The sequence below is a fragment of the Prauserella muralis genome (assembly GCF_003202285.1).
Lineage (GTDB): Bacteria > Actinomycetota > Actinomycetes > Mycobacteriales > Pseudonocardiaceae > Prauserella_B > Prauserella_B muralis.
Window position 1 is genome coordinate 504,071 of sequence record NZ_MASW01000002.1, and the last position, 19,728, is coordinate 523,798.

The 19,728-nt window shown below is 72.2% G+C and carries 22 protein-coding genes; 15 read left to right on the forward strand and 7 right to left on the reverse strand.

Annotation, left to right across the window (positions count from 1 at the left end; translation table 11 throughout):
• Nucleotides 1-64: 64 nt before the first annotated feature.
• From nadA to BAY60_RS13470, 4 genes are read left to right on the forward strand one after another with little or no spacing between them, the layout of a single operon-like run.
• Nucleotides 65-1,072 (forward strand): quinolinate synthase NadA, encoded by a 1,008-nt coding sequence (gene nadA, locus BAY60_RS13455; RefSeq protein ID WP_112281278.1) that lies wholly within the window; start codon nucleotides 65-67, stop codon nucleotides 1,070-1,072.
• Nucleotides 1,069-2,706 (forward strand): L-aspartate oxidase, encoded by a 1,638-nt coding sequence (locus BAY60_RS13460; RefSeq protein ID WP_112281279.1) that lies wholly within the window; start codon nucleotides 1,069-1,071, stop codon nucleotides 2,704-2,706. Before nadA ends, BAY60_RS13460 begins: the two co-directional genes overlap by 4 nt.
• Nucleotides 2,703-3,572 carry a carboxylating nicotinate-nucleotide diphosphorylase gene (gene nadC / locus BAY60_RS13465; RefSeq protein WP_112281280.1) on the forward strand — a complete coding sequence of 290 codons (870 nt, stop codon included), beginning with the start codon at nucleotides 2,703-2,705 and terminating at the stop codon, nucleotides 3,570-3,572. Before BAY60_RS13460 ends, nadC begins: the two co-directional genes overlap by 4 nt.
• 21 nt (nucleotides 3,573-3,593) lie before the next feature.
• Nucleotides 3,594-4,232, forward strand: a complete 639-nt coding sequence (locus tag BAY60_RS13470; RefSeq protein ID WP_112281281.1) for a LuxR C-terminal-related transcriptional regulator — start codon at nucleotides 3,594-3,596, stop codon at nucleotides 4,230-4,232.
• Here BAY60_RS13470 and BAY60_RS13475 read toward each other — a convergent pair.
• Nucleotides 4,229-5,029, reverse strand: a complete 801-nt coding sequence (locus tag BAY60_RS13475; protein ID WP_112281282.1) for a carbon-nitrogen hydrolase family protein — start codon at nucleotides 5,027-5,029, stop codon at nucleotides 4,229-4,231. The genes BAY60_RS13470 and BAY60_RS13475 overlap by 4 nt on opposite strands.
• Before the next feature lie 48 nt (nucleotides 5,030-5,077).
• Between BAY60_RS13475 and hisD the strand changes: the two genes are divergently transcribed.
• The 4 genes from hisD to BAY60_RS37085 are packed head-to-tail and all read left to right on the forward strand — an operon-like array spanning nucleotide 5,078 to nucleotide 8,249.
• A complete protein-coding gene (gene hisD / locus BAY60_RS13480) occupies nucleotides 5,078-6,403 on the forward strand; it encodes a histidinol dehydrogenase (protein WP_112281283.1) in 1,326 nt (441 codons plus the stop codon).
• Nucleotides 6,400-7,497 (forward strand): histidinol-phosphate transaminase, encoded by a 1,098-nt coding sequence (locus BAY60_RS13485; protein WP_112281284.1) that lies wholly within the window; start codon nucleotides 6,400-6,402, stop codon nucleotides 7,495-7,497. The genes hisD and BAY60_RS13485 overlap by 4 nt, the downstream gene beginning before the upstream one ends.
• Nucleotides 7,494-8,093, forward strand: coding sequence for an imidazoleglycerol-phosphate dehydratase HisB (gene hisB, locus BAY60_RS13490; RefSeq protein ID WP_112281285.1), 600 nt, complete (start codon nucleotides 7,494-7,496; stop codon nucleotides 8,091-8,093). The genes BAY60_RS13485 and hisB overlap by 4 nt, the downstream gene beginning before the upstream one ends.
• Nucleotides 8,094-8,249 carry a hypothetical protein gene (locus BAY60_RS37085; RefSeq protein WP_170160399.1) on the forward strand — a complete coding sequence of 52 codons (156 nt, stop codon included), beginning with the start codon at nucleotides 8,094-8,096 and terminating at the stop codon, nucleotides 8,247-8,249.
• A 108-nt stretch (nucleotides 8,250-8,357) separates the two neighbouring features.
• Here the strand turns inward: BAY60_RS37085 and BAY60_RS13495 are convergent, their stop codons facing one another.
• Nucleotides 8,358-10,535 (reverse strand): MMPL family transporter, encoded by a 2,178-nt coding sequence (locus tag BAY60_RS13495; RefSeq protein WP_112281286.1) that lies wholly within the window; start codon nucleotides 10,533-10,535, stop codon nucleotides 8,358-8,360.
• Between the two features lie 163 nt (nucleotides 10,536-10,698).
• Here BAY60_RS13495 and BAY60_RS13500 point away from each other — a divergent pair, with 163 nt between their 5' ends.
• Complete coding sequence (locus BAY60_RS13500) at nucleotides 10,699-11,271, forward strand: TetR/AcrR family transcriptional regulator (RefSeq protein ID WP_112281287.1); 573 nt, start codon at nucleotides 10,699-10,701, stop codon at nucleotides 11,269-11,271.
• 79 nt (nucleotides 11,272-11,350) lie between these two features.
• Here the strand turns inward: BAY60_RS13500 and BAY60_RS13505 are convergent, their stop codons facing one another.
• The 5 genes from BAY60_RS13505 to BAY60_RS13525 form a co-directional block, all read right to left on the reverse strand.
• Entirely contained in the window at nucleotides 11,351-11,908 is a 558-nt protein-coding gene (locus BAY60_RS13505; RefSeq protein WP_112281288.1) for an RNA 2'-phosphotransferase, read from the reverse strand.
• 66 nt (nucleotides 11,909-11,974) lie between these two features.
• Nucleotides 11,975-12,439: a redox-sensitive transcriptional activator SoxR gene (soxR, locus tag BAY60_RS13510; protein WP_112282362.1), complete on the reverse strand. Its 465-nt coding sequence runs from the start codon at nucleotides 12,437-12,439 to the stop codon at nucleotides 11,975-11,977.
• 54 nt (nucleotides 12,440-12,493) lie between these two features.
• The gene (locus BAY60_RS13515; protein WP_112281289.1) at nucleotides 12,494-12,688 is read right to left on the reverse strand and encodes a hypothetical protein; all 195 of its coding nucleotides are present in this window, start codon (nucleotides 12,686-12,688) and stop codon (nucleotides 12,494-12,496) included.
• Nucleotides 12,689-12,836: 148 nt separating this feature from the next.
• A complete protein-coding gene (locus tag BAY60_RS13520) occupies nucleotides 12,837-13,871 on the reverse strand; it encodes a LacI family DNA-binding transcriptional regulator (RefSeq protein WP_112281290.1) in 1,035 nt (344 codons plus the stop codon).
• A gap of 144 nt (nucleotides 13,872-14,015) precedes the next feature.
• Nucleotides 14,016-14,867 (reverse strand): SMP-30/gluconolactonase/LRE family protein, encoded by an 852-nt coding sequence (locus BAY60_RS13525; RefSeq protein WP_112281291.1) that lies wholly within the window; start codon nucleotides 14,865-14,867, stop codon nucleotides 14,016-14,018.
• 76 nt (nucleotides 14,868-14,943) lie between these two features.
• On the opposite strand from BAY60_RS13525, the gene pip reads away from it, so the two are divergent.
• From pip to lpdA, 6 genes are read left to right on the forward strand one after another with little or no spacing between them, the layout of a single operon-like run.
• Nucleotides 14,944-15,909 carry a prolyl aminopeptidase gene (gene pip / locus BAY60_RS13530; protein ID WP_112282363.1) on the forward strand — a complete coding sequence of 322 codons (966 nt, stop codon included), beginning with the start codon at nucleotides 14,944-14,946 and terminating at the stop codon, nucleotides 15,907-15,909.
• 58 nt (nucleotides 15,910-15,967) lie between these two features.
• The gene (locus BAY60_RS13535; RefSeq protein WP_112281292.1) at nucleotides 15,968-16,921 is read left to right on the forward strand and encodes a threonine ammonia-lyase; all 954 of its coding nucleotides are present in this window, start codon (nucleotides 15,968-15,970) and stop codon (nucleotides 16,919-16,921) included.
• Between the two features lie 40 nt (nucleotides 16,922-16,961).
• On the forward strand, nucleotides 16,962-17,369 hold the full coding sequence (locus BAY60_RS13540; RefSeq protein WP_112281293.1) for a nitroreductase family deazaflavin-dependent oxidoreductase: 408 nt from the start codon (nucleotides 16,962-16,964) through the stop codon (nucleotides 17,367-17,369).
• A 21-nt stretch (nucleotides 17,370-17,390) separates the two neighbouring features.
• Nucleotides 17,391-17,564 (forward strand): hypothetical protein, encoded by a 174-nt coding sequence (locus BAY60_RS37090; RefSeq protein ID WP_170160378.1) that lies wholly within the window; start codon nucleotides 17,391-17,393, stop codon nucleotides 17,562-17,564.
• A 47-nt stretch (nucleotides 17,565-17,611) separates the two neighbouring features.
• A complete protein-coding gene (locus BAY60_RS13545; protein ID WP_112282364.1) occupies nucleotides 17,612-18,274 on the forward strand; it encodes a lysophospholipid acyltransferase family protein in 663 nt (220 codons plus the stop codon).
• Between the two features lie 8 nt (nucleotides 18,275-18,282).
• Nucleotides 18,283-19,683: a dihydrolipoyl dehydrogenase gene (gene lpdA, locus BAY60_RS13550; RefSeq protein WP_112281294.1), complete on the forward strand. Its 1,401-nt coding sequence runs from the start codon at nucleotides 18,283-18,285 to the stop codon at nucleotides 19,681-19,683.
• The last annotated feature ends 45 nt before the right edge of the window (nucleotides 19,684-19,728 follow it).

Below are 19,728 nucleotides of genomic sequence, written 5' to 3' on the forward strand. Positions count from 1 at the left end.
AATATGAGAGCGCACGGTTTTCGATTATAAGGCGAAAACCCGCCGAAGGACACGGAGGCTCACCATGACTCTGCAGGCGGAGGCACTCGTTCCCTTCGGGGGTGTCGAGCCGGACGCGGCCTGGGCCGACGAGGTGCGCCGGCTCGCCAGGCAGCGCGACGCCGTGCTGCTCGCGCACAACTACCAGCTGCCGGAGATCCAGGAGATCGCCGACCACACCGGCGACTCGCTCGCGCTCAGCCGGATCGCGGCCGGCAGCGACGCGGCGACGATCGTGTTCTGCGGCGTGCACTTCATGGCGGAGACCGCGAAGATCCTCTCCCCGGACAAGACGGTGCTCATCCCGGACGCGCGCGCGGGGTGCTCGCTCGCCGACTCGATCACCGCCGAGCAGCTGCGTGCCTGGAAGGCCGAGCACCCCGGCGCCGTCGTGGTCTCCTACGTCAACACGACCGCCGAGGTCAAGGCCGAGACCGACATCTGCTGCACCTCGTCCAACGCCGTGGACGTCGTGGCCTCCATCCCGGAGGACCGCGAGGTGCTGTTCTGCCCCGACCAGTTCCTCGGCGCGCACGTCAAGCGCATCACGGGCAGGCGGAACCTGCACATCTGGGCGGGGGAGTGCCACGTGCACGCCGGTATCAACGGCCCCGAGCTGGCCGAGCGGGCGGCCGCCTCGCCGGACGCCGACCTGTTCATCCACCCCGAGTGCGGCTGCGCCACCTCGGCGCTCTACCTCGCCGGCGAGGGCGCGGTCGAGCCGGAGCGGGTGAAGATCCTCTCCACCGGCGACATGCTGCACGCCGCGCGCGAGACGAAGGCGACGTCGGTGCTGGTCGCCACCGAGGTCGGCATGCTGCACCAGCTGCGCAAGGCCGCCCCCGAGATCGACTTCCGGGCCGTGAACGACAGGGCGTCCTGCCGGTACATGAAGATGATCACGCCCGCCGCCATGCTGCGCTCGCTGCGTGAGGGCGCCGACGAGGTCCACGTCGACGCCGGGACGGCCGAGCGGGCCAGGGCCTCGGTGCGCCGGATGATCGAGATCGGCCAGCCCGGCGGCGGCGAATGAGCAACCCGGTTAACGACCGTCGGTCGAAAACTCCGGAATGGGAGGCGCGGGCCGACCTGGTGGTGCTGGGCAGTGGGGTGGCCGGACTGACCGCCGCGCTGCGGGCCAGGGAGCTGGGCCTGCGCGTGCTGGTCGTGACGAAGGCGGCCGTGGCCGACGGCAACACCCGCTGGGCGCAGGGCGGTGTGGCCGTCGTGCTCGACGGCGACCGCGACGCAGGCGACACCGTCGCCGCGCACGCCGCCGACACCCTGACGGCGGGCGCCGGGCTGTGCGACCCGGACGCGGTGGCGCGCATCGTCGGCGCGGGCCCCGCCGCGGTCGGATGGCTGCGGGCGTCCGGTGCCCGGTTCGACGCCGGTGCCACCGGGCTCGCCAGGACCCGCGAGGGCGGCCACAGCGCGTTCCGCGTCATCCACGCCGGCGGTGACGCCACCGGCGCCGAGGTGGAACGCGCGCTCGTCGCCGCGGCGGGGGCGCAGAGCGTGCCGGTGCTGGAACGGCACGTCGCGATCGACGCACTGCGCACCCCACTCGGCGAGGTCGCCGGTGTCACGGTGCTCGACCCGCACGGCGTGCCGGGGCTCTTGCGCGCCCCTGCGGTGCTCGTCGCCACGGGCGGCTTCGGCCAGCTCTACCAGGCCACGTCGAACCCGGAGGTCGCCACCGGCGACGGGCTCGCCCTGGCCCTGCGCGCGGGCGCGACCGTGGCCGACATCGAGTTCGTCCAGTTCCATCCCACCGTGCTCTACACGCCGGGCGCGCGGGGCCGGTGCCCGCTGGTCACCGAGGCCGTGCGCGGCGAGGGCGCCGTGCTGGTCGACGCGCTGGGCGTGCCCATCATGCGCGGCGTGCACCCGCTGGCCGACCTGGCCCCGCGTGATGTCGTGTCGGCCGCGATCACCCGGCATCTGGCGCACGCGCCGGGCGGCGTCGACGACCACGTGTTCCTCGATGCCACCGGCATCTCCGGCTTCGCGGCGCGGTTCCCGACCGTGTCCGCGGCCTGCCGCGAGGCGGGCGTCGACCCGGCCCGCGAGCCGATCCCGGTGACCCCGGCCGCGCACTTCGCCTGTGGCGGCGTCGTCACCGGCACCGACGGCCGCACAGGCGTCACCGGCCTGTACGCGGTGGGCGAGGTGGCGCGTACCGGCCTGCACGGGGCCAACCGGCTGGCGTCGAACAGCCTGCTGGAGGGCCTGGTCGTCGGGCAGCGGGCCGCACGCGCGGTGGCCGAGGACCTGGCCGCGGGCGTGCTGGCCGACCCCCGGAACGGCCGGGAACCGGCGGCCGCCGTGGCGGCGGTGGCCGAGCGGGACTCGCTGCAGCGGGTGATGAGCCGCTACGCCGGCATCGGACGTGACGCCGAAGGGCTCGCCGTGGCCGGCTCCGTGCTCGACCTGTCCACAGAGGACAGTCTGTTGTGGACGCAGGAGGCCGTGGAGGACGCCGCGCTGACGCTGATCGCGCAGGCGCTGGTCGCCACGGCCGCGCGCCGGGAGGAGTCGCGCGGCTGCCACGTGCGTTCCGACTTCCCCGAGCGCGACGACGTGACGTGGCAGCGCAGCCAGGCCATCCGGCTCAGCCCCTCCGGCCAGCCGGTGCTGGCGGACCCCGTCCTGGAGGCCGCGTGACTGGTATCGAGAGCACGCTGGATGCCGACGACCTGCGGCGGGTGGTGAGCATCGCGCTGCAGGAGGACCTGCGCTACGGGCCGGACGCCACCACCGAGGCCACCGTGCCCGCAGGCGCCGTCGCCACCGCCAGGATCACCCCGCGCGCCGACGGCGTGCTGGCGGGTGGCCCGGCCGCGCTCGCCGTCTTCGACGCCGTGCTCGGTGAGAACCACGAGGTCCGGGCACGCACGCCCGACGGCTCGCCGCTCACCGCGGGGGAGCCCGCGCTCGTGGTGCACGGCACGGTCCGCGGCCTGCTCACCGCCGAGCGCACGGCGCTGAACCTGCTCTGCCACCTCTCCGGGATCGCGACGGCGACGGCGGCGTGGGTGGCGGCCGTGGCGGGCACCGGGTGCGCGATCCGCGACTCCCGCAAGACGCTGCCGGGGCTGCGCCTGCTGGAGAAGTACGCGGTGCGCTGCGGCGGGGGCGTGAACCACCGGCTCGGACTCGGCGATGCCGTGCTGATCAAGGACAACCACGTCGTGGCGGCAGGCTCGGTCGCCGCGGCGCTGCGCCTGGCGCGCGAGCGCGCGGGCGGGTTGCCGTGCGAGGTCGAGGTGGACGACCTGGGCCAGCTCGCGGAGGCCCTGGAGGCCGGTGCCGACGAGGTGCTGCTCGACAACTTCACCCCGCAGGAGTGTGCCCGGGCGGTGGAACTGCGCGACCGGACGGCGCCGAAGGCGCGGCTGGAGTCCTCCGGCGGGTTGCGGCTGGAGCACGCGCGCGCCTATGCGGAGTCGGGCGTGGACTACCTCGCGGTGGGTGCTCTCACCCATTCGGCCCCGGCCCTGGACCTCGGAATGGACCTCGGAACGGACTGACGCGGCACTAAGGTGAGGGTCATGGGCGGAGCAGTCACGGTGGGCGTCATCGAGGACCATCCGCTGTACCGCGAGGCACTGGCCCGGGTGCTGTACGAGGCCGAGGACGTGCGGCTGGGCGCGGTCGCCGACTCGGTGGGCCGCTTCGCCGCGTCCGGCCAGCCCGCCGACAGCGTCGTCGTGCTGGACCTGAAGCTGCGCGGGCTCGCCGACGTCGGCGCGGTGCGCCAGCTCGTCGGCATGGGCTACCGGGTGCTGGTGCTCTCGGCCTACGCGGGCCGCGACGAGGTGCTGAGCGCGATCGCGGCCGGGGCGCACGGCTACCTCACCAAGGACGCCGACGGCGAGGAGATCCTGGCCGCGGTGCAGGACGTCGCCGCGGGCGGCTCCCACGTCTCGCCGGTGCTGGCGTCGTTCGTGCTCGACGCGCAGCGGGCCGGTTCGCGGCTCGACCTCTCCGAACGCGAGCGGGAGGTGCTGTCCCTGGTGGCGGCGGGGGAACGCGACCAGGACATCGCCGAGGCGATGCACATCAGCGTGCGCACCGTGCGCTCCTACCTCGACCGCATCAGGGACAAGACCGGCAGGCGGCGCAGGCCGGAGCTGACCAGGCTGGCCATCGAGCAAGGCATCGCCTCGCCCGGCGGCCGGGAGGCCTAGGACCTGCCGAGCACCCGGTTGGCCAGCACGGCCGTGGCCTTGCGCGACTTCTCGGCCACGGCCGGGTCGAGGTCGGCGACCAGCAGGTCCGGCGCGGCGCCGAGCTGTGCGGGCACGTTGCCGAACGGGTCGGCCACCGTCGAGTAGCCGATGCCGGTGGGCGCCTTCGGGTTGACCTCGACACCGGAGGCCGTCGGGTCGGCTTGCCCGCAGGCGAGCACCCAGGTGCCGGAGTCGAGCGCCCTGGCCCGCACCAGCAGCTCCCACTGCTCCCGCTTGCCCTCGCCCGCGCCCCACGACGCGGGCAGCGCCACCGCGCTCGCGCCCCGGTCGGCCAGCGCCTGGAACAGCTCGGGGAAGCGGACGTCGTAGCAGGTGGCGACGCCGAGGGTGACGCCGTCGACGTCGACGGTGACCAGCTCGGAGCCGCCGGCGACGGTGTCGGACTCGCGGAAGCCGAACGCGTCGTAGAGGTGGATCTTGTCGTAGCCCCGGTGCTCGCCGAGCCCGGTCACCAGCAGGGTGTTGCGCACCCGGTCGCCGTCCGGCGTGAACATCCCCGCGACGACCAGCACGTCGTGCTCGGCGGCGATGTCGGCGACGGCGCGGGCCCACGGCCCGTCGACCGGCTGCGCCAGCGGCGCGAGCCTGACGCCGAAGCGCGCCATGGTGGCCTCGGGGAACACGACCACGCGGGCGCCCTCGCCCGCGGCCTTGGCGACCCAGTCGCGGACGAGCCGCAGGTTCTCCTCGGGGTCGGCGCTGGATGTGAGCTGGCACAAGGCGACTCGCAGCACTGCTACCTCCCGGTCGCGGGCGCACTCCTGCCTCGTACCCTAGACCACATGTTGAACCGCACCGACCTGCGAGGTCGCGTCCCGACACCCGTGGAGCTGCGCGCCACGCTGCCGCGCGCCGAGGTGGACGTGGACGCCGCCGTGCATCAGGTGCGGCCGGTGGTCGAGGCGGTGCGCGACCGGGGTGTCGAGGCCGCGCTCGAGTACACCGAACGCTTCGACAAGGTGCGCCCGTCCGCGGTGCGGGTGCCCGCCGCGGAACTGGACCGCGCGCTGGCCGAGCTGGACCCGGCGGTGCGGGCGGCCGTCGAGGAGTCGATCGACCGGGCGCGCCGGGTGCACGCCGACCAGCGCCGCGCCGACGTGACCACGCGGGTGGCCGACGGCGGCACGGTCACCGAGCGCTGGGTGCCGGTGGCGCGCGTCGGCCTGTACGCCCCCGGCGGGCTTGCCGTGTACCCGTCGAGCGTCGTGATGAACGTCGTGCCCGCGCAGGCCGCCGGTGTCGGCTCGCTGGTGGTGTGCTCGCCGCCGCAGGCGGAGTTCGGCGGGCGGCCGCACCCGACGATCCTGGCCGCCGCCGCGCTGCTCGGCGTGGACGAGGTGTGGGCCGTCGGCGGTGCGCAGGCCGTGGCCCTGCTGGCCTACGGCGGCACCGACACCGACGGCAGCCCGCTGGAGCCCGTCGACATGGTCACCGGGCCCGGCAACATCTACCTCACCGCGGCCAAGCGGATGCTGCGCGGAGTGATCGGCATCGACTCCGAGGCCGGGCCCACCGAGATCGCGATCCTCGCCGACGACACCGCGGACCCGGCGCACGTGGCGGCCGACCTGGTGAGCCAGGCCGAGCACGACACGCTCGCCGCCAGTGTGCTGGTGACCACCTCGGAGGCGCTGGCCGACGCCGTCGACGCCGAGCTGCAGCGCCGCGTCGCCGCGACCAAGCACACCGAACGCGTCGAGCAGGCGTTGCGGGGCACGCAGTCCGGCACCGTGCTGGTGTCGAGCGTCGACGACGGTCTCGCGGTCGTCGACGCCTACGCGGCCGAGCACCTGGAGATCCAGACCGCCGACGCGCGCGCCGTCGCGGCGCGGGTGCGCAACGCGGGCGCGGTGTTCGTCGGCCCGTACGCGCCGGTCTCGCTCGGCGACTACTGCGCGGGCTCCAACCACGTCCTGCCGACCGGTGGTTTCGCGCGGCACTCGTCGGGACTGTCGGTGCAGAGCTTCCTGCGCGGCATTCACGTGATCGACTACAGCGCCGAGGCGCTGCGCGAGGTCGCGGACAAGGTGGTGGCGCTGGCCAACGCCGAGGACCTGCCCGCGCACGGCGAGGCCGTCACGGCGCGCTTCGAGGGGGACGCCCGGTGACCGCCGACGACGTGACCCTCGACGAGCTCCCGCTCAGGGAGGACCTGCGGGGCCGTACCCCCTACGGTGCGCCGCAGCTGGACGTGGCGGTGCGGCTCAACACGAACGAGAACCCGTACCCGCCGCCGCCGGAGCTGGTGGCCGACGTGACGGAGTCGGTGCGCGCGGCGGCGGCGGAGCTGCACCGCTACCCCGACCGCGACGCCGTCGCGCTGCGGCAGGACCTCGCCGCGTACCTGTCGGTGTCGACGCGGGTGCCGCTCACCGAACGCAACGTGTGGGCCGCCAACGGCTCCAACGAGATCCTGCAGCAGATCCTGCAGGCGTTCGGTGGCCCCGGGCGCAGCGCGCTCGGTTTCGAGCCGTCGTACTCGATGCACCCGATCATCGCCGCGGGTACGCGCACCGACTGGATCCCGGCACCGCGCAGGCCCGACTTCACGCTCGACACCGCGAAGGCCGCCGAGCTGGTGGCCGAGCGTGCGCCGGACGTCGTGTTCCTCACCAGCCCCAACAACCCGACCGGCGGTTCGATCCCGCTCGAGGATCTCGAGGCGGTGCTGCGGGCTGCGCCGGGACTGGTGGTCGTGGACGAGGCCTACGCGGAGTTCTCGTCGCAGCCCAGCGCGGCGAACCTGCTCGACGCCTACCCTGCGACGCTGATCGTGTCGCGCACCATGAGCAAGGCGTTCGCGTTCGCGGGCGGGCGGCTCGGCTACCTGGCGGCCGCGCCCGCCGTGGTGGACGCGCTGCAGCTGGTGCGGCTGCCGTACCACCTGTCGACGCTCACCCAGGCCGCCGCGCGTGCCGCGCTGCAGCACGCCGAACAGACGCTGGCGTCGGTGGCGAGGCTCGCGGCCGAGCGCGACCGCGTGGCGGAGGCGTTGCAGGGGCTGGGTTTCTCGCCGGTGCCCAGCGACGCCAACTTCATCCTCTTCGGACGGTTCGCCGACGCGCAGGCCAGCTGGCGCTCCTATGCGGACCACGGAGTGCTGATCCGTGACGTGGGCATCGTGGGGCACCTGCGGGTGACCGTCGGCACGCCCGAGGAGAACGACGCCTTCCTGGAGGCGAGCAAGGAGGTCCCGCGGTGACCCGCGTCGGCAAGGTGGAGCGCACCACCAAGGAGTCCTCGATCCGGATCGAGGTGGACCTGGACGGCACCGGGCAGGTCGAGATCTCCACCGGAGTCCCCTTCTACGACCACATGCTGCACTCGTTCGGCGTGCACGGCTCGCTGGACCTGAAGATCGACGCCACCGGCGACGTGCACATCGACGCCCACCACACCGTCGAGGACACCGCGATCGTGCTCGGGCAGGCGATCCGCGAGGCGCTGGGGGACAAGAAGGGCATCCGGCGGTTCGGCGACGCGTGGATCCCGATGGACGAGACGCTCGCGCACGCCGCGATCGACGTCTCCGGGCGCCCGTACTGCGTGCACGCCGGGGAGCCGGAGCAGTTCAACACGTTCACCATCGGCGGCAACTACCCGTTCGTGCTGACGCGGCACGTGTTCGACTCGCTGTCGTTCCACGCCCAGATCGCGCTGCACGTCCGGGTCATCCACGGCCGCGACCCGCACCACATCGCGGAGGCGCAGTACAAGGCGGTCGCCCGCGCGCTGCGGGCCGCCACGGAAGCCGACCCGCGTGCCGGGGGTGTCCCGTCCACCAAGGGCGTGCTGTAGATGTCGGGCCAGTGGGTGGCCCTGCTGCTGCTCGCCGTCGCCGGGTTCCTGGCAGGCGGCGCGTACAGCACGTGGAAGAACTCGCGCGCCCTCGCCGTCACGCTGGGCTTTGCCGCCGCCTTGGCGGTCGGCGGAGCCGTAGCCTGGCTCGCCTAGCCCCAAGCTCCCCAATGCCACATTTGTTCCATTGGATGGAGCGAATGCGGCATTCGCTCCATCCAGTGGAGCGAATGCCGCATTGGGGAGCGTGCCGCCGGCGAAGGGTTACACCGGTTCGAGGGTTTTCGCGGTGCCCTGGCCACCTTCTCCAGGCCTGGTCGCCAGGCGCTCGCCCTCGACGTCGACGTTCGGCAGGATGCGGTCCAGCCAGCGCGGCAGCCACCATGCCCGCCTGCCGAGCAGTGACATCACGGCGGGCACGATCGTCATGCGCACCACGAACGCGTCCACCGCGACCCCGAACGCCAGCGCGAAGCCGATGGACTGGATCAGCGTCTGCTGCGCCAGGACGAACCCGGCGAACACGCTCGTCATGATCAGCGCCGCCGCCACGACCACCCTCGCGCCGTGCCGGAAGCCGGTGACCATCGCCGCGTCCGGCTCGGCGCCGTGGACGTACTCCTCGCGCATGCGGGTCACCAGGAACACCTGGTAGTCCATCGCGAGTCCGAAGAGGACGCCGATCAGCAGGATCGGCAGCATGCTCATGATCGGCCCGGTGCTCTCGACACCGAGTACGCCGGCGAGCCAGCCCCACTGGAAGACGGCGACGACGGCGCCGAACGCGGCGGCCACCGAACCGAGGAATCCCAGGGTGGCCTTCAGCGGCACGATCAGCGAGCGGAACACCAGCGTCATGAGCACGAACGCCAGCCCGACGATGAGCGAGAGGTAGGGCAGCAGCGCGTCGGCCATCTTCCGGGAGACGTCGATGTTCATCGCCGTCTGCCCGGTGACGGCCACCTGCACGCCGGACTCGGCCTGCCAGGCCTGCGCGTGGTCGCGGATGTCGGTGACCAGGTTCTCGGTGGCCTCGGTGTCGGGGCCGCTGCGCGGGATCACGCTCAGCAGCGCGGTGTCGCCCTGGGCGTTGAACCGCGGCGGTGTCACCGCGGCCACGTCGCCGAGCGCGGTGATCTCCCTGGCGACCTGCTGCACGGCCTGCCCTGCGTTGCCGTCGGTCTGCAGCACGACGGTCAGCGGCCCGTTGGCGCCGGGGCCGAAACCGGAGCTGATGAGGTTGTACGCCTTGTGCTGCGTGGAGTCCGGCGGCGCGGCGTTGTCGGCGGGCAGGCCCAGCCGCATGGCGGTGGCCGGGATCGCCACGACCAGCAGTGCCGCGAGGGAACCGAGCAGCATCACGACCCGGTGGCGCGCGACGAACGCCGCCCAGCGCCCGCCCGCGGTCGGGCCGTCGTGGTGGTTGGCGCGCAGGCCGGGGATGCGGCCGCCGAGCACCTTCGTGCCCGCGAAGCCGAGCACGGCCGGAAGCAGCGTCACCGCGATGAGCACCGCGATGGCGACGGTGGCCGACGCGGCCAGGCCCATCTCGCCCAGCAGCGGCACGCCGACGACGGTGAGCCCGGCGAGCGCGATGATGACGGTGAGGCCCGCGAACACCACCGCGGAGCCCGCCGTGCCGACGGCGTGCGCGGCGGCGTCGATGGGTTCTCGCCCGGTACGCAGTTCGTGCCGGTAACGCGACACGATGAACAGCGCGTAGTCGATGCCGACGGCGAGGCCGATCATCAGTGCCAGCACGGGCGTGTTGGAGTTGAGGTCGAGGAAGCCGGAGGCTACGGTGATGCCCGCCATACCGACGCCCACCCCGATGAGCGCGGTCAGCAGCGGCAGACCGGCGGCGATGAGCGAGCCGAACGTGACGATCAGGACGACGGCGGCGACCGCGACCCCGATGCCCTCGGTCGCCTGCGTCTCGAACGGTGCCTGCGCGGCGTCGCCGCCGAACTCCACCTGCATGCCCGCCTCGCGGCCCGGCTCGGCGGCCGCGAACAGCGCCTCGCGTTCGGCGTCGGTGAGTTCGAATCCCTGCACCGCGTAGCTCACCTGCACGAGCGCCACCCGGCCGTCGGGCGACACCGAGCGGGTCTGGAACGGGTCGGCCACGCTGGTGACCTTGGGCGCGTCACGCAGCTCGGACACCACGCCCTCGACGGCGGCCCTGTCGAGGGTGCTGCCCTCGGGGGCGGCGATCACCACCCGGGCCGTGGCGCCCCCGGCGTTGGCCTCCGGGAACTTCGTCTGCAGCTGTTCGATGGCACGCTGCGACTCGGTGCCGGGAATGGTGACCGAGTTGGTCAGCTGGCCGGACAGGGTGAACGAGCCGACGCCCAGCGCCAGCAGCAGCACCACCCACAGGCCGGTGACGAGGCCTCGGCGGCGGAAGGACAGCCGGCCGAGACGGGACAGCAGGACGGCCACGCCAGGACTCCGTTCTGGTGCGGGTTCATACGATCGGGTACCTCCGAAGCTAGCCGATCGGCAAGGCCCATCCAAGCCGATCGGCAAGTATGTGACTAGCCGAACAGCAAGTGGCGAGCTAGCCGATCGGCAGGTACCGTCGTGCTGCTTGTGAGGAGGTGCCATGTCTGCCGGCACTGTTGCCGAAAGCACCCGCTCGCGGTTGCTGACCACGGCGCTGAGGTTGTTCAGCGAGCACGGCGTCGAGGGAACGTCGCTGCAGATGATCGCCGACGAGCTCGGCGTCACGAAGGCGGCCGTCTACTACCACTTCAAGACGAAGGACGAGATCACCGAGGCCGTCGCGCAGCCCGCGCTGGCCGAGCTCGAGGACATCCTCGACGCGGCGGCGGCACAGCGCACCCGGGGCGCGCAGATCGACCACGCGCTGGCCGGGTTCGTCGACCTCGTCGTGCGGCACAGGGCGCTGGTGGCATTGTTCAACAGCGATCCCGGGGTCGTGCGGGCGATCGACCGCACGCTGCAGGGCGCGGAGAACTTCAAGCTGCGCATGCTGAGCCTGCTGGTCGGTCCCGACGCCGACACCTCGGCCCGGCTGACGGTGGACGTGCTGCTCGCCGGACTCGCGCTCGCGGGCGGGTCACCCGACAACACCGACATCGACGACGACACCCTGCGGGAGCGCCTGATCGAGATCGGGCGGCGGCTACTGGGCAGGCGCAGGCCCCGGTCCTGAGACGGGCGGCACGCCGCGTGCCGGAACCGACGGCGAGCGACGCGACCATCCCCAATGGACGGTGCCACCGCCCGCCTCACTACTGCGGAGGAGCCATCCGGCGCAGGAACCGCGGCGGAACGTGACGGGTCAGCCAGACCCCGTTCGCACTGAGCCGGAACTCATGGCCGTCGGCGGCCATCGCCCGCGCGCCGACCTCCAGGATCACCGGCGTTCCGCGCCGGGCGCCGACGGAGGCAGCGGTGGCCGGTGCCGCCGACAGGTGCACGTCGTGCCTGCGCTGCGGGCGCAGCCCCTCGCGCAGGATCGCGGGCAGGAACCGTTCGACCGTGCCGTGGTAGAGCAGTGGGGGAGGAGTCGCCGTGGGCAGGCCGAGGTCCACGGCGACGCTGTGTCCCTGGCTGGCCCTGATCCTCGTGCCGGTGTCGTCGAAGCTGAACCGCCGCTTGTCGTTGCGCTCCACGACCTCGGCGAGTTGCTCACGGGTCAGCGCGAGACCGTGCCTGCCGAGGGCGGCGAGCAGTGTGCTCACCTCGACCCAGCCGTTGTCGTCCAGGCGGATGCCGATGCGCTCCGGCGCATGGCGCAGATGCAGCGCGAGTCGCTTGGACACGCGCACGATGTCGTTGTCCTTCATTCCGGACGCCATTGGCACACGGACGGGGGCCGGGACGCAAGCGATTAACCCGAGCGTCGTTCGCGTTCAGATGCCGCCCTCGGCGGCGGGCTTGAGCAGCGGCGCGCCAGGGCCGAACCGGGCGAGCCGGTCGTCGACGTTGTGCAGGCCGCACGTGCGCAGTGACAGGCAGCCACAGCCGACACAGCCGGTGAGCTGGTCGCGCAACCGCTGTAGGGCGTCGATGCGCGCGTCGAGCTCGTCGCGCCAGTTGCGCGACAGCCGGGCCCAGTCCGCCTTGGTGGGCGCGTGGTCGCGCGGCAGCGTGGCCAGTGCCTCGCCGATCTGCTCCAGGCTGAGGCCCACCCGCTGCGCCGCACGGATGAACGCGATGCGGCGCAGGACGGTACGCGGGTAACGACGCTGGTTGCCCGCGGAACGCTCCGACGTGATGAGGCCCCGGTCCTCGTAGAATCGCAGCGCGGTGTGCGGCACGCCGCTACGGTCCGCGACCTGGCCGATGCTCAGGTAGTCGCCAAGCTTCGTCGTCACGACCGCCACAGTACCCTGAGTTCCACCTAGGTGGAGGTTGCGACGAGGCGCAGGTCACGGCTGTGGTGTCGGCCGGCCGGTCCAGTGGGAGTTCGGCCGTTCGCGCCGCGGCGGGTCCTCCGAGTGTTCCCGCATCCGCCGCCGTGTCTGCCTGGGCAGCACGACATCGGAGATGACGGGGAAGGGCTCGCTGTCGATGTCGTCCCGCCAAGCCCGCAACAACCGGTCGAGTGTGTCTTCGTCGGCCATGGTGGCCTCCCGAGGCGTAACGTGACCACTCTACTACCCGGAAGGCGTCTTCGCTAAACACCGTTTTCAGGGATCGGTTCGCCGGGATCGTCACCCAGTGTGGTCGCCGCCGTCGTCCCGCGCACGCCGGCGGCGTCCACTGTGGAGCTCAGGCCGGGACCCGGCTGGTGCTCTGCCTGAGCACGACCTCGCCGGGCAGCCGCAGCACCCGGCTGCGGGTACCCCGGCTGTCGCGGATCGCCAGCTCCATCGCCCGCTCGCCGAGCTCCTCCAGCGGCAGGGCCACGGTGGTGAGCGCGGGTGTCAGGTCCCGCACCACCGGGATGTCGTCGAACCCGGCCAGTGAGACGTCGGCGGGCACGGACAGTCCCGCCTCGCGCAGCGCGGTCATCGCTCCGATGGCCATCACGTCGGTCACCGCGAACACGCACGTGGCCTCCAAGCCGCGTGCGAGCAGCCGCGACATCGCGGAATGGCCGCCGTCGCGGGTGAAGGCGGCCTCGACGATGTCGGACTCCGCCAGCTCGACACCGGCCTCGGCGAGCCCCTCGCGGAACCCGGCGAGCCGGTCGACCACGGTCGTGAGCGCGCGCGGGCCGGCGAGCACCGCGAACCTGCGGTGCCCCAGCTCCAGCAGTGCCCTGGCCAGCGCGGCGGCACCCTCGCGGTTCTCCGGCTGCACGCTGTCGACCCGCAGGCTGCGGTGCCTGCTGACCACGGCCACCTGGCCGCCGCCGCGCCGGTACGGGTCGATCTCGGCCGCGAGCGCCCGCTCCCACGCCTTGTCCTCGAAGCCGGAGCCGACGAGCAGGATCGCCGATGCCCGCTGCGCCCGCAGCATCGAGATGTAGGCGATCTCCTTCTGCGGATCCCGGAACGTGCTCGCGAGCATCACGAGCAGGCCGTTGTCGCCCGCGACCCGCATGACGCCGCGGGCGATGGCGGCGAAGTACGGGTCGCTGACGTCGTGGCAGATCACACCCACCGTGCGGTGCGACGCTCCGGCCAGCGCCTGTGCGTGCGCGTTGGGGGTGTACGCGAGCTGTTCGGCGGCGGCCAGGACCCGTTCGCGCAGGTCCGCACGCACCTTCGTGGTGCCGTTGAGCGCCCGGGAGGCCGTCGCCAGCGACACCTCGGCGGCGCGGGCGACGTCCTCGAGCGTCACGTGGGGTCGGCCGTCCATACGCAACTCCTGGTAAAGAACGCTTGACCGGGCGATCCCGGTCTGCCCACTCTACCTGTAAGCGCATTCAGAAAGCGCATTCACCTGCCGGGAACCTGGTCTCGATCAGGTACTTTCCGGGCGCTGCTCAGTCCGCGGGCCGCCTCACGGCCGTCCGGCGTGCGGCACGGACACGCGGGTGGTCACCACCCGCCCGGTGCGGGAGGAGAACAGCGTGTCCATCCCCTCGACACCCTGCCAGTCGGCGAGCATCAGAAACAGCGTCCTGCCGTCGTCGCCGCCCAGCATGCAGGCGAAACACGGCGCGTCCAGCTCGAACTGCTCCAGCACCTCGCCGCCGTCGCGGACCCGCCTGCACACCGCTCCGCCGTCGGTCATGTCCGCGCACCAGATGGCACCCTCGGCGTCCAGGCAGAGCCCGTCGCCACCGACCTCGGCCCACACGCGGCGTCCGGACAGGCTGCCGTCGTCGGCGATGTCGAAGGCGGTCAGCCTGCCCGCGAACGACTCGGCGACGACCAGGGTCGAGCCGTCCGGGGTGACGACCATGCCGTTGGGAAAGGCGATGTCGGCGGCGACCTGGCGGGCCGTGCCGTCCGGGTTGACGAGCGCGATCGTGCCGGGCTTGAAGTCCTCCTCGCCGAAGCGGAAGCCGACGCGGTTGACGTAGATGTTGCCGCGGCCGTCCACCACGATCTCGTTCCAGCCCTCGCCCAGTGCGCTGAGGTCGGCGTACGGGGTGAGCGTGCCGTCGGCCCCGGCACACAGCAGGCCGCTCTCGCCGGTGACCACGAGGCGGCCGTCGGGCAGCCAGCCGAGGGAGTACCCGGCGAGCTTGGGCCCCTTGGCGATCACCTCGGCCCGGCCCGCCAGGTCGGCGGCGACGATCTCCTGCGCGCCCCAGTTGGCGAACCACAGGCGCCCGTCGTGCCAGCGCGGCGACTCGCCGACGCCGAGGCCGCTCAGCAGGGTCGTCATCGTCCTCGTCCCGGTCATGATGGCTCCTTCCAGTCGGGGTCTCACCCCCCACACGAACGGCCCGGGCGCGAATCGACAGGGCAGAGTGAACGACATGACGGAGCTGTATCCGGAGATCGAACCGTACGAGCACGGCCTGCTGCCCGTCGGCGACGGCCACGAGATCCACTGGGAGGTGTGCGGCAACCCGGACGGCAAGCCGGCGGTGTTCCTGCACGGTGGTCCCGGCGGCGGCAGCGCACCGGCGCACCGCAGGCTGTTTGACCCCGAGCGGTACCGGATCGTGCTGCTCGACCAGCGGGGCTGCGGCCGCAGCCGCCCGCACTGCGCGCACGACGCCGACGCCGGCCTTGCCGCCAACACCACGTGGCACCTGGTGGCCGACCTCGAACGGCTGCGCGAGCATCTCGGCATCGAACGCTGGCTGGTGTTCGGCGGCTCGTGGGGCAGCACCCTCGCGCTCGCCTACGCCGAGACCCATCCGGGCCGGGTGAGCGAGCTGGTGCTGCGGGGCATCTGGACGATGCGCCGCAAGGAGCTCGACTGGTTCTACGGCGGGGCGGCCGGGTGTCTGTTCCCCGAACGCTGGGAACGCTTCCTGGAGCCGGTGCCCCCTCGGCGCAGGGACGGTGACCTGATCGCCGCCTACCACGATCTGCTGTTCGACCCGGATCCCGCCGTCCACCGGCCCGCGGCCGTGGCGTGGAGCACCTGGGAGGCCGACACGATCACGGTGCGCCGCCGTCCCGAGCTCGTCGAGCAGTTCTCCGACCCGGAGTACGCGCTGGCGTTCGCGCGCATCGAGAACCACTACTGCGCGCACGGCGGCTGGTTCACCGGCGACCAGCTGCTGCGCGACGCGGGCAGGCTCGCGGGCATCCCGGCGGTGCTCATCCACGGCAGGCACGACGTGTGCACCCCGCCGGTGGGTGCCTGGGAGGTGCATCGGGCGTTGCCGGGCTCCGAGCTGATCATGGTGGAGGACGCCGGCCACGCGTTCGACGAGCCGGGCATCCTGCGCGAGCTGCTGCGCGCGACCGACACGTTCGCGAGCACGTAGCAGCAGTGTTCGCCACAGTGTGCCCGGCCGGACAGCCGGTGTCGGGCAGACTCGTGCCGTGGAACTCGTGACGATCGACGACATCAGAGCGGCGGCGGAGCGGGTGCGCGGAACCGTCGTGCGCACGCCGCTGCTGCCGAGCCCGTGGGCCGAGCCGGGCAGGCCGCTGTGGCTCAAGCCCGAGAACCTGCAGCCCATCGGAGCGTTCAAGCTGCGCGGGGCGCACAACGCCATCGCGAGGCTGGACGAGCGGAGGCGGGCCCGCGGCGTGGTGTCCTACTCCAGCGGCAACCACGCGCAGGCCGTCGCCTACGCGGCGCGGGAGGCGGGCATCCCCGCGCACATCGTGATGCCCGACGTGACTCCGCAGGTCAAGGTCGACAACACGCGTGGCTACGGCGCCGAGGTGGTGCTGGTGCCGATCGCGGACCGTGAGTCGGCGGCCTGCGAGCTGGCCGAGAAGCTGGGGGCGGTGCTGGTGCCGCCGTTCGACCACCCCGACATCATCGCCGGGCAGGGCACGATCGGGCTGGAGATCGGCACCGACCTGCCCGAGGTGGAGCTGGTGCTGGTGCCGGTGAGCGGCGGCGGGCTGGCCTCGGGCATCGGCACCGCCGTCAAGGCGTTGTGCCCCGCGGCGGCGGTCGTCGGTGTGGAGCCGGAGCTGGCGGCCGACGCGCGGGCGAGCCTGCGGGCGGGTGCGCTCACCGGCTGGCCGATCGAGGACAGGGCGCGGACCATCGCCGACGGCCTGCGATCACAGCCGTCCGAGCTGACGTTCGCCCACCTGCGCGCCGTGCTCGACGACATCGTCACCGTCAGCGAGGACGAGATCCGTTCCGCGATGGCCGTGCTGGCCACGAGGGGGCGGATCGTGGCGGAACCGAGTGGCGCGGTCGGGCTCGCCGCGTACCTGCACCGCGCGGACGAGCTGCCACGGGGGCGCACCGTGGTGGTCGTCTCGGGCGGCAACGTCGATCCCGCGCTGCTGGCCGACGTGCTGGCACGCTGACAGTTAGGGTGGAAAGCATCCGACGAAGGGACGCTGGCAGATGTTGTTTGGCGACGAGCACGTCCGTCGTTACGAAGAGACCAACGGTGAGGTCGGGCACGACTGGATGAAGGGCGCACCGTGCCTCATCCTCACCACCGTCGGCCGCAAGACCGGGCAGGAACGCAAGTTCGCGCTGATCTACCAGGAGCACGAGGGCGACTACGTCATCGTCGCCTCCAAGGGCGGCGCCGACTCGCACCCCGGCTGGTACCTGAACCTGGTGGAGAACCCGGACGTCACGGTGCAGGTCAAGGCCGACAGGTTCCCGGCCAAGGCCCGCACCGCGAGCCCGGAGGAGAAGGCCGCGTTGTGGCCCAGGATGGTCGCGGTCTGGCCGGACTACGACGAGTACCAGAAGAAGACCGACCGGGACATTCCGGTCGTGATCCTGGAGCGTGCCGACTGACGTTCGAGAGAGGGGACGAGCATGGCGCAGCAGTCGACCGTCGACGTCGCCGGGCTGCTGGCCACGCTCGCGGAGGCCCAGCGCAAGGCGGAGCGCGGGGAGCTGAATCCGGCGGAGCTGCCCGGCCTGGTGCGGGCTCAGCGCCTGGTGCGGGAGCTCGCGGGCTGGCCCGTGGAGGCCGATTCGGACCGCTGACGGCGTATCGCTGGTTTCCGCGGCGGGGGCGCGGCTTCTGGTATGGCCTGGCCATCGACCTGCTCGCGCCCCCGCTCGCGCTGTCCACGCGCCTGCGGGTGCGCGGGACCGAGCACGTGCCGCGCGAGGGTGGTGTGCTCATCGCGAGCAACCACCTCTCCAATGCCGACGCCATCGTGGTGACCGTGTTCGGCCTCGCCTCGGGCCGGGTGCCGCGCTTCTTCGCCAAGGCCGGGCTGTGGAAGGCGCCCGTGGTGCGGTCGGTCATGCGCTCGGGCAGGCACATCCAGGTGCACCGAGGCCGGTCGAGCGCACTGGACGCCTATCACGCGACGGTCCGTTCGGTCCGCGACGGCGAGTGCGTGGTGGTGTTTCCCGAGGGCACGTTCACCGACCGGGAGGACGGCTGGCCGATGAAGGCGAAGACCGGGGTGGCGCGCATCGCGCTGACCACGGGCACGCCGGTGGTGCCGCTGGCCTGCTGGGGCACACGGGAGTACCTGCCGCCGGACGCGCGGCTGCCCAGGGTGTCTCCCCGGCGGCGCATCGACCTGGTGGCCGGCCTGCCGGTCGAGTTGTCCGATCTGGTCGCGGACAAGCCCTCCGCGACGCAGCTCCGGGAGGCGACCGAACGGATCATGACCTCGGTCACCTCGTTGCTCTCCGAGGTGCGCGGCGAGGACCCGCCACCCGACAGCGTGAAGGCATAATCGCGAGCATGAGTGAACACTTCGACGTCGTGGTGCTGGGTGCGGGTCCCGGCGGGTACACCGCAGCCGTCCGCTCCGCGCAGCTCGGCTATGACACGGCCATCATCGAGGAGCGCTACTGGGGTGGCGTGTGCCTGAACGTCGGGTGCATCCCGTCGAAGGCGCTGCTGCGCAACGCGGAGCTGGCGCACCTGTTCACCACCGAGGCCCGGACCTTCGGCATCCAGGCCGAGGGGCCGGTGACGTTCGACTACCTGGCGGCGTTCCAGCGCAGCCGCAAGGTCGCCGACGGCCGCGTCAAGGGCGTGCACTATCTGATGAAGAAGAACGCGATCACGCAGTTCGAGGGGCGGGGCACGTTCGCGGGCGACCGGAGCATCGAGGTGCGCCGCGCCGACGGCGAGACCGAGACCGTGACGTTCGACCACTGCATCATCGCGGCCGGTGCGTCGCCGAAGCTGCTGCCCGGCACCTCGGTGAGCGAGCGCGTGGTGACCTACGAGGAGCAGATCCTCGCCTCGGAGCTGCCGGAGAGCATCGTGATCGCCGGCGCGGGCGCCATCGGCGTGGAGTTCGCCTACGTGCTGCACAACTACGGCGTGAAGGTGACGATCGTCGAGTTCCTCGACCGGATGGTGCCGCTGGAGGACGAGGAGGTCTCGGCCGAGCTGGCGCGGCGCTACCGCAGGCTGGGCATCGACGTGCTGACCTCGACGCGGGTCGAGTCGATCGAGGAGACCGGCAGCGGTGTGCGCGTCACGGTGACGCAGGACGGCGAGACGAAGACCATCGATGCGGACAAGGTGCTGCAGGCGATGGGATTCCAGCCCAATGTGGACGGATACGGCCTCGAGAACACCGGTGTGCGCCTGACCGAGCGTGGTGCGATCGAGGTGGACGGCCGCTGCCGCACCAGCGTGCCGCACATCTTCGCCATCGGCGACGTGACGGCGAAACTGATGCTGGCGCACGCCGCCGAGTCGATGGGCATCATCGCCGCCGAGACCATCGCCGACGCGGAGACGATGGAGCTGGACTACCGCATGATCCCGCGGGCCACCTACTGCCAGCCGCAGATCGCGAGCTTCGGCCTCACCGAGGAGCAGGCACGCGAGCAGGGCCACGACGTGCAGGTGGCGAAGTTCCCGTTCAGCGCCAACGGAAAGGCGCACGGCCTCGCCGACACCGTCGGCTTCGCGAAGATCATCAGCGACGCCAAGTACGGCGAGCTGCTGGGTGCCCACCTGATCGGCCCCGAGGTCACCGAACTGCTGCCGGAGCTGACCCTGGCCCAGCAGTGGGACCTCACGGTGCACGAGGTGGCCCGCAACGTCCACGCCCACCCGACCCTGGGCGAGGCCGTGAAGGAAGCCATCCACGGCCTCGCCGGTCATATGATCAACATGTAGCCACGTGCCCCTGTGGCCTGGTGCACTCGTAGCCGGCGCTCACTG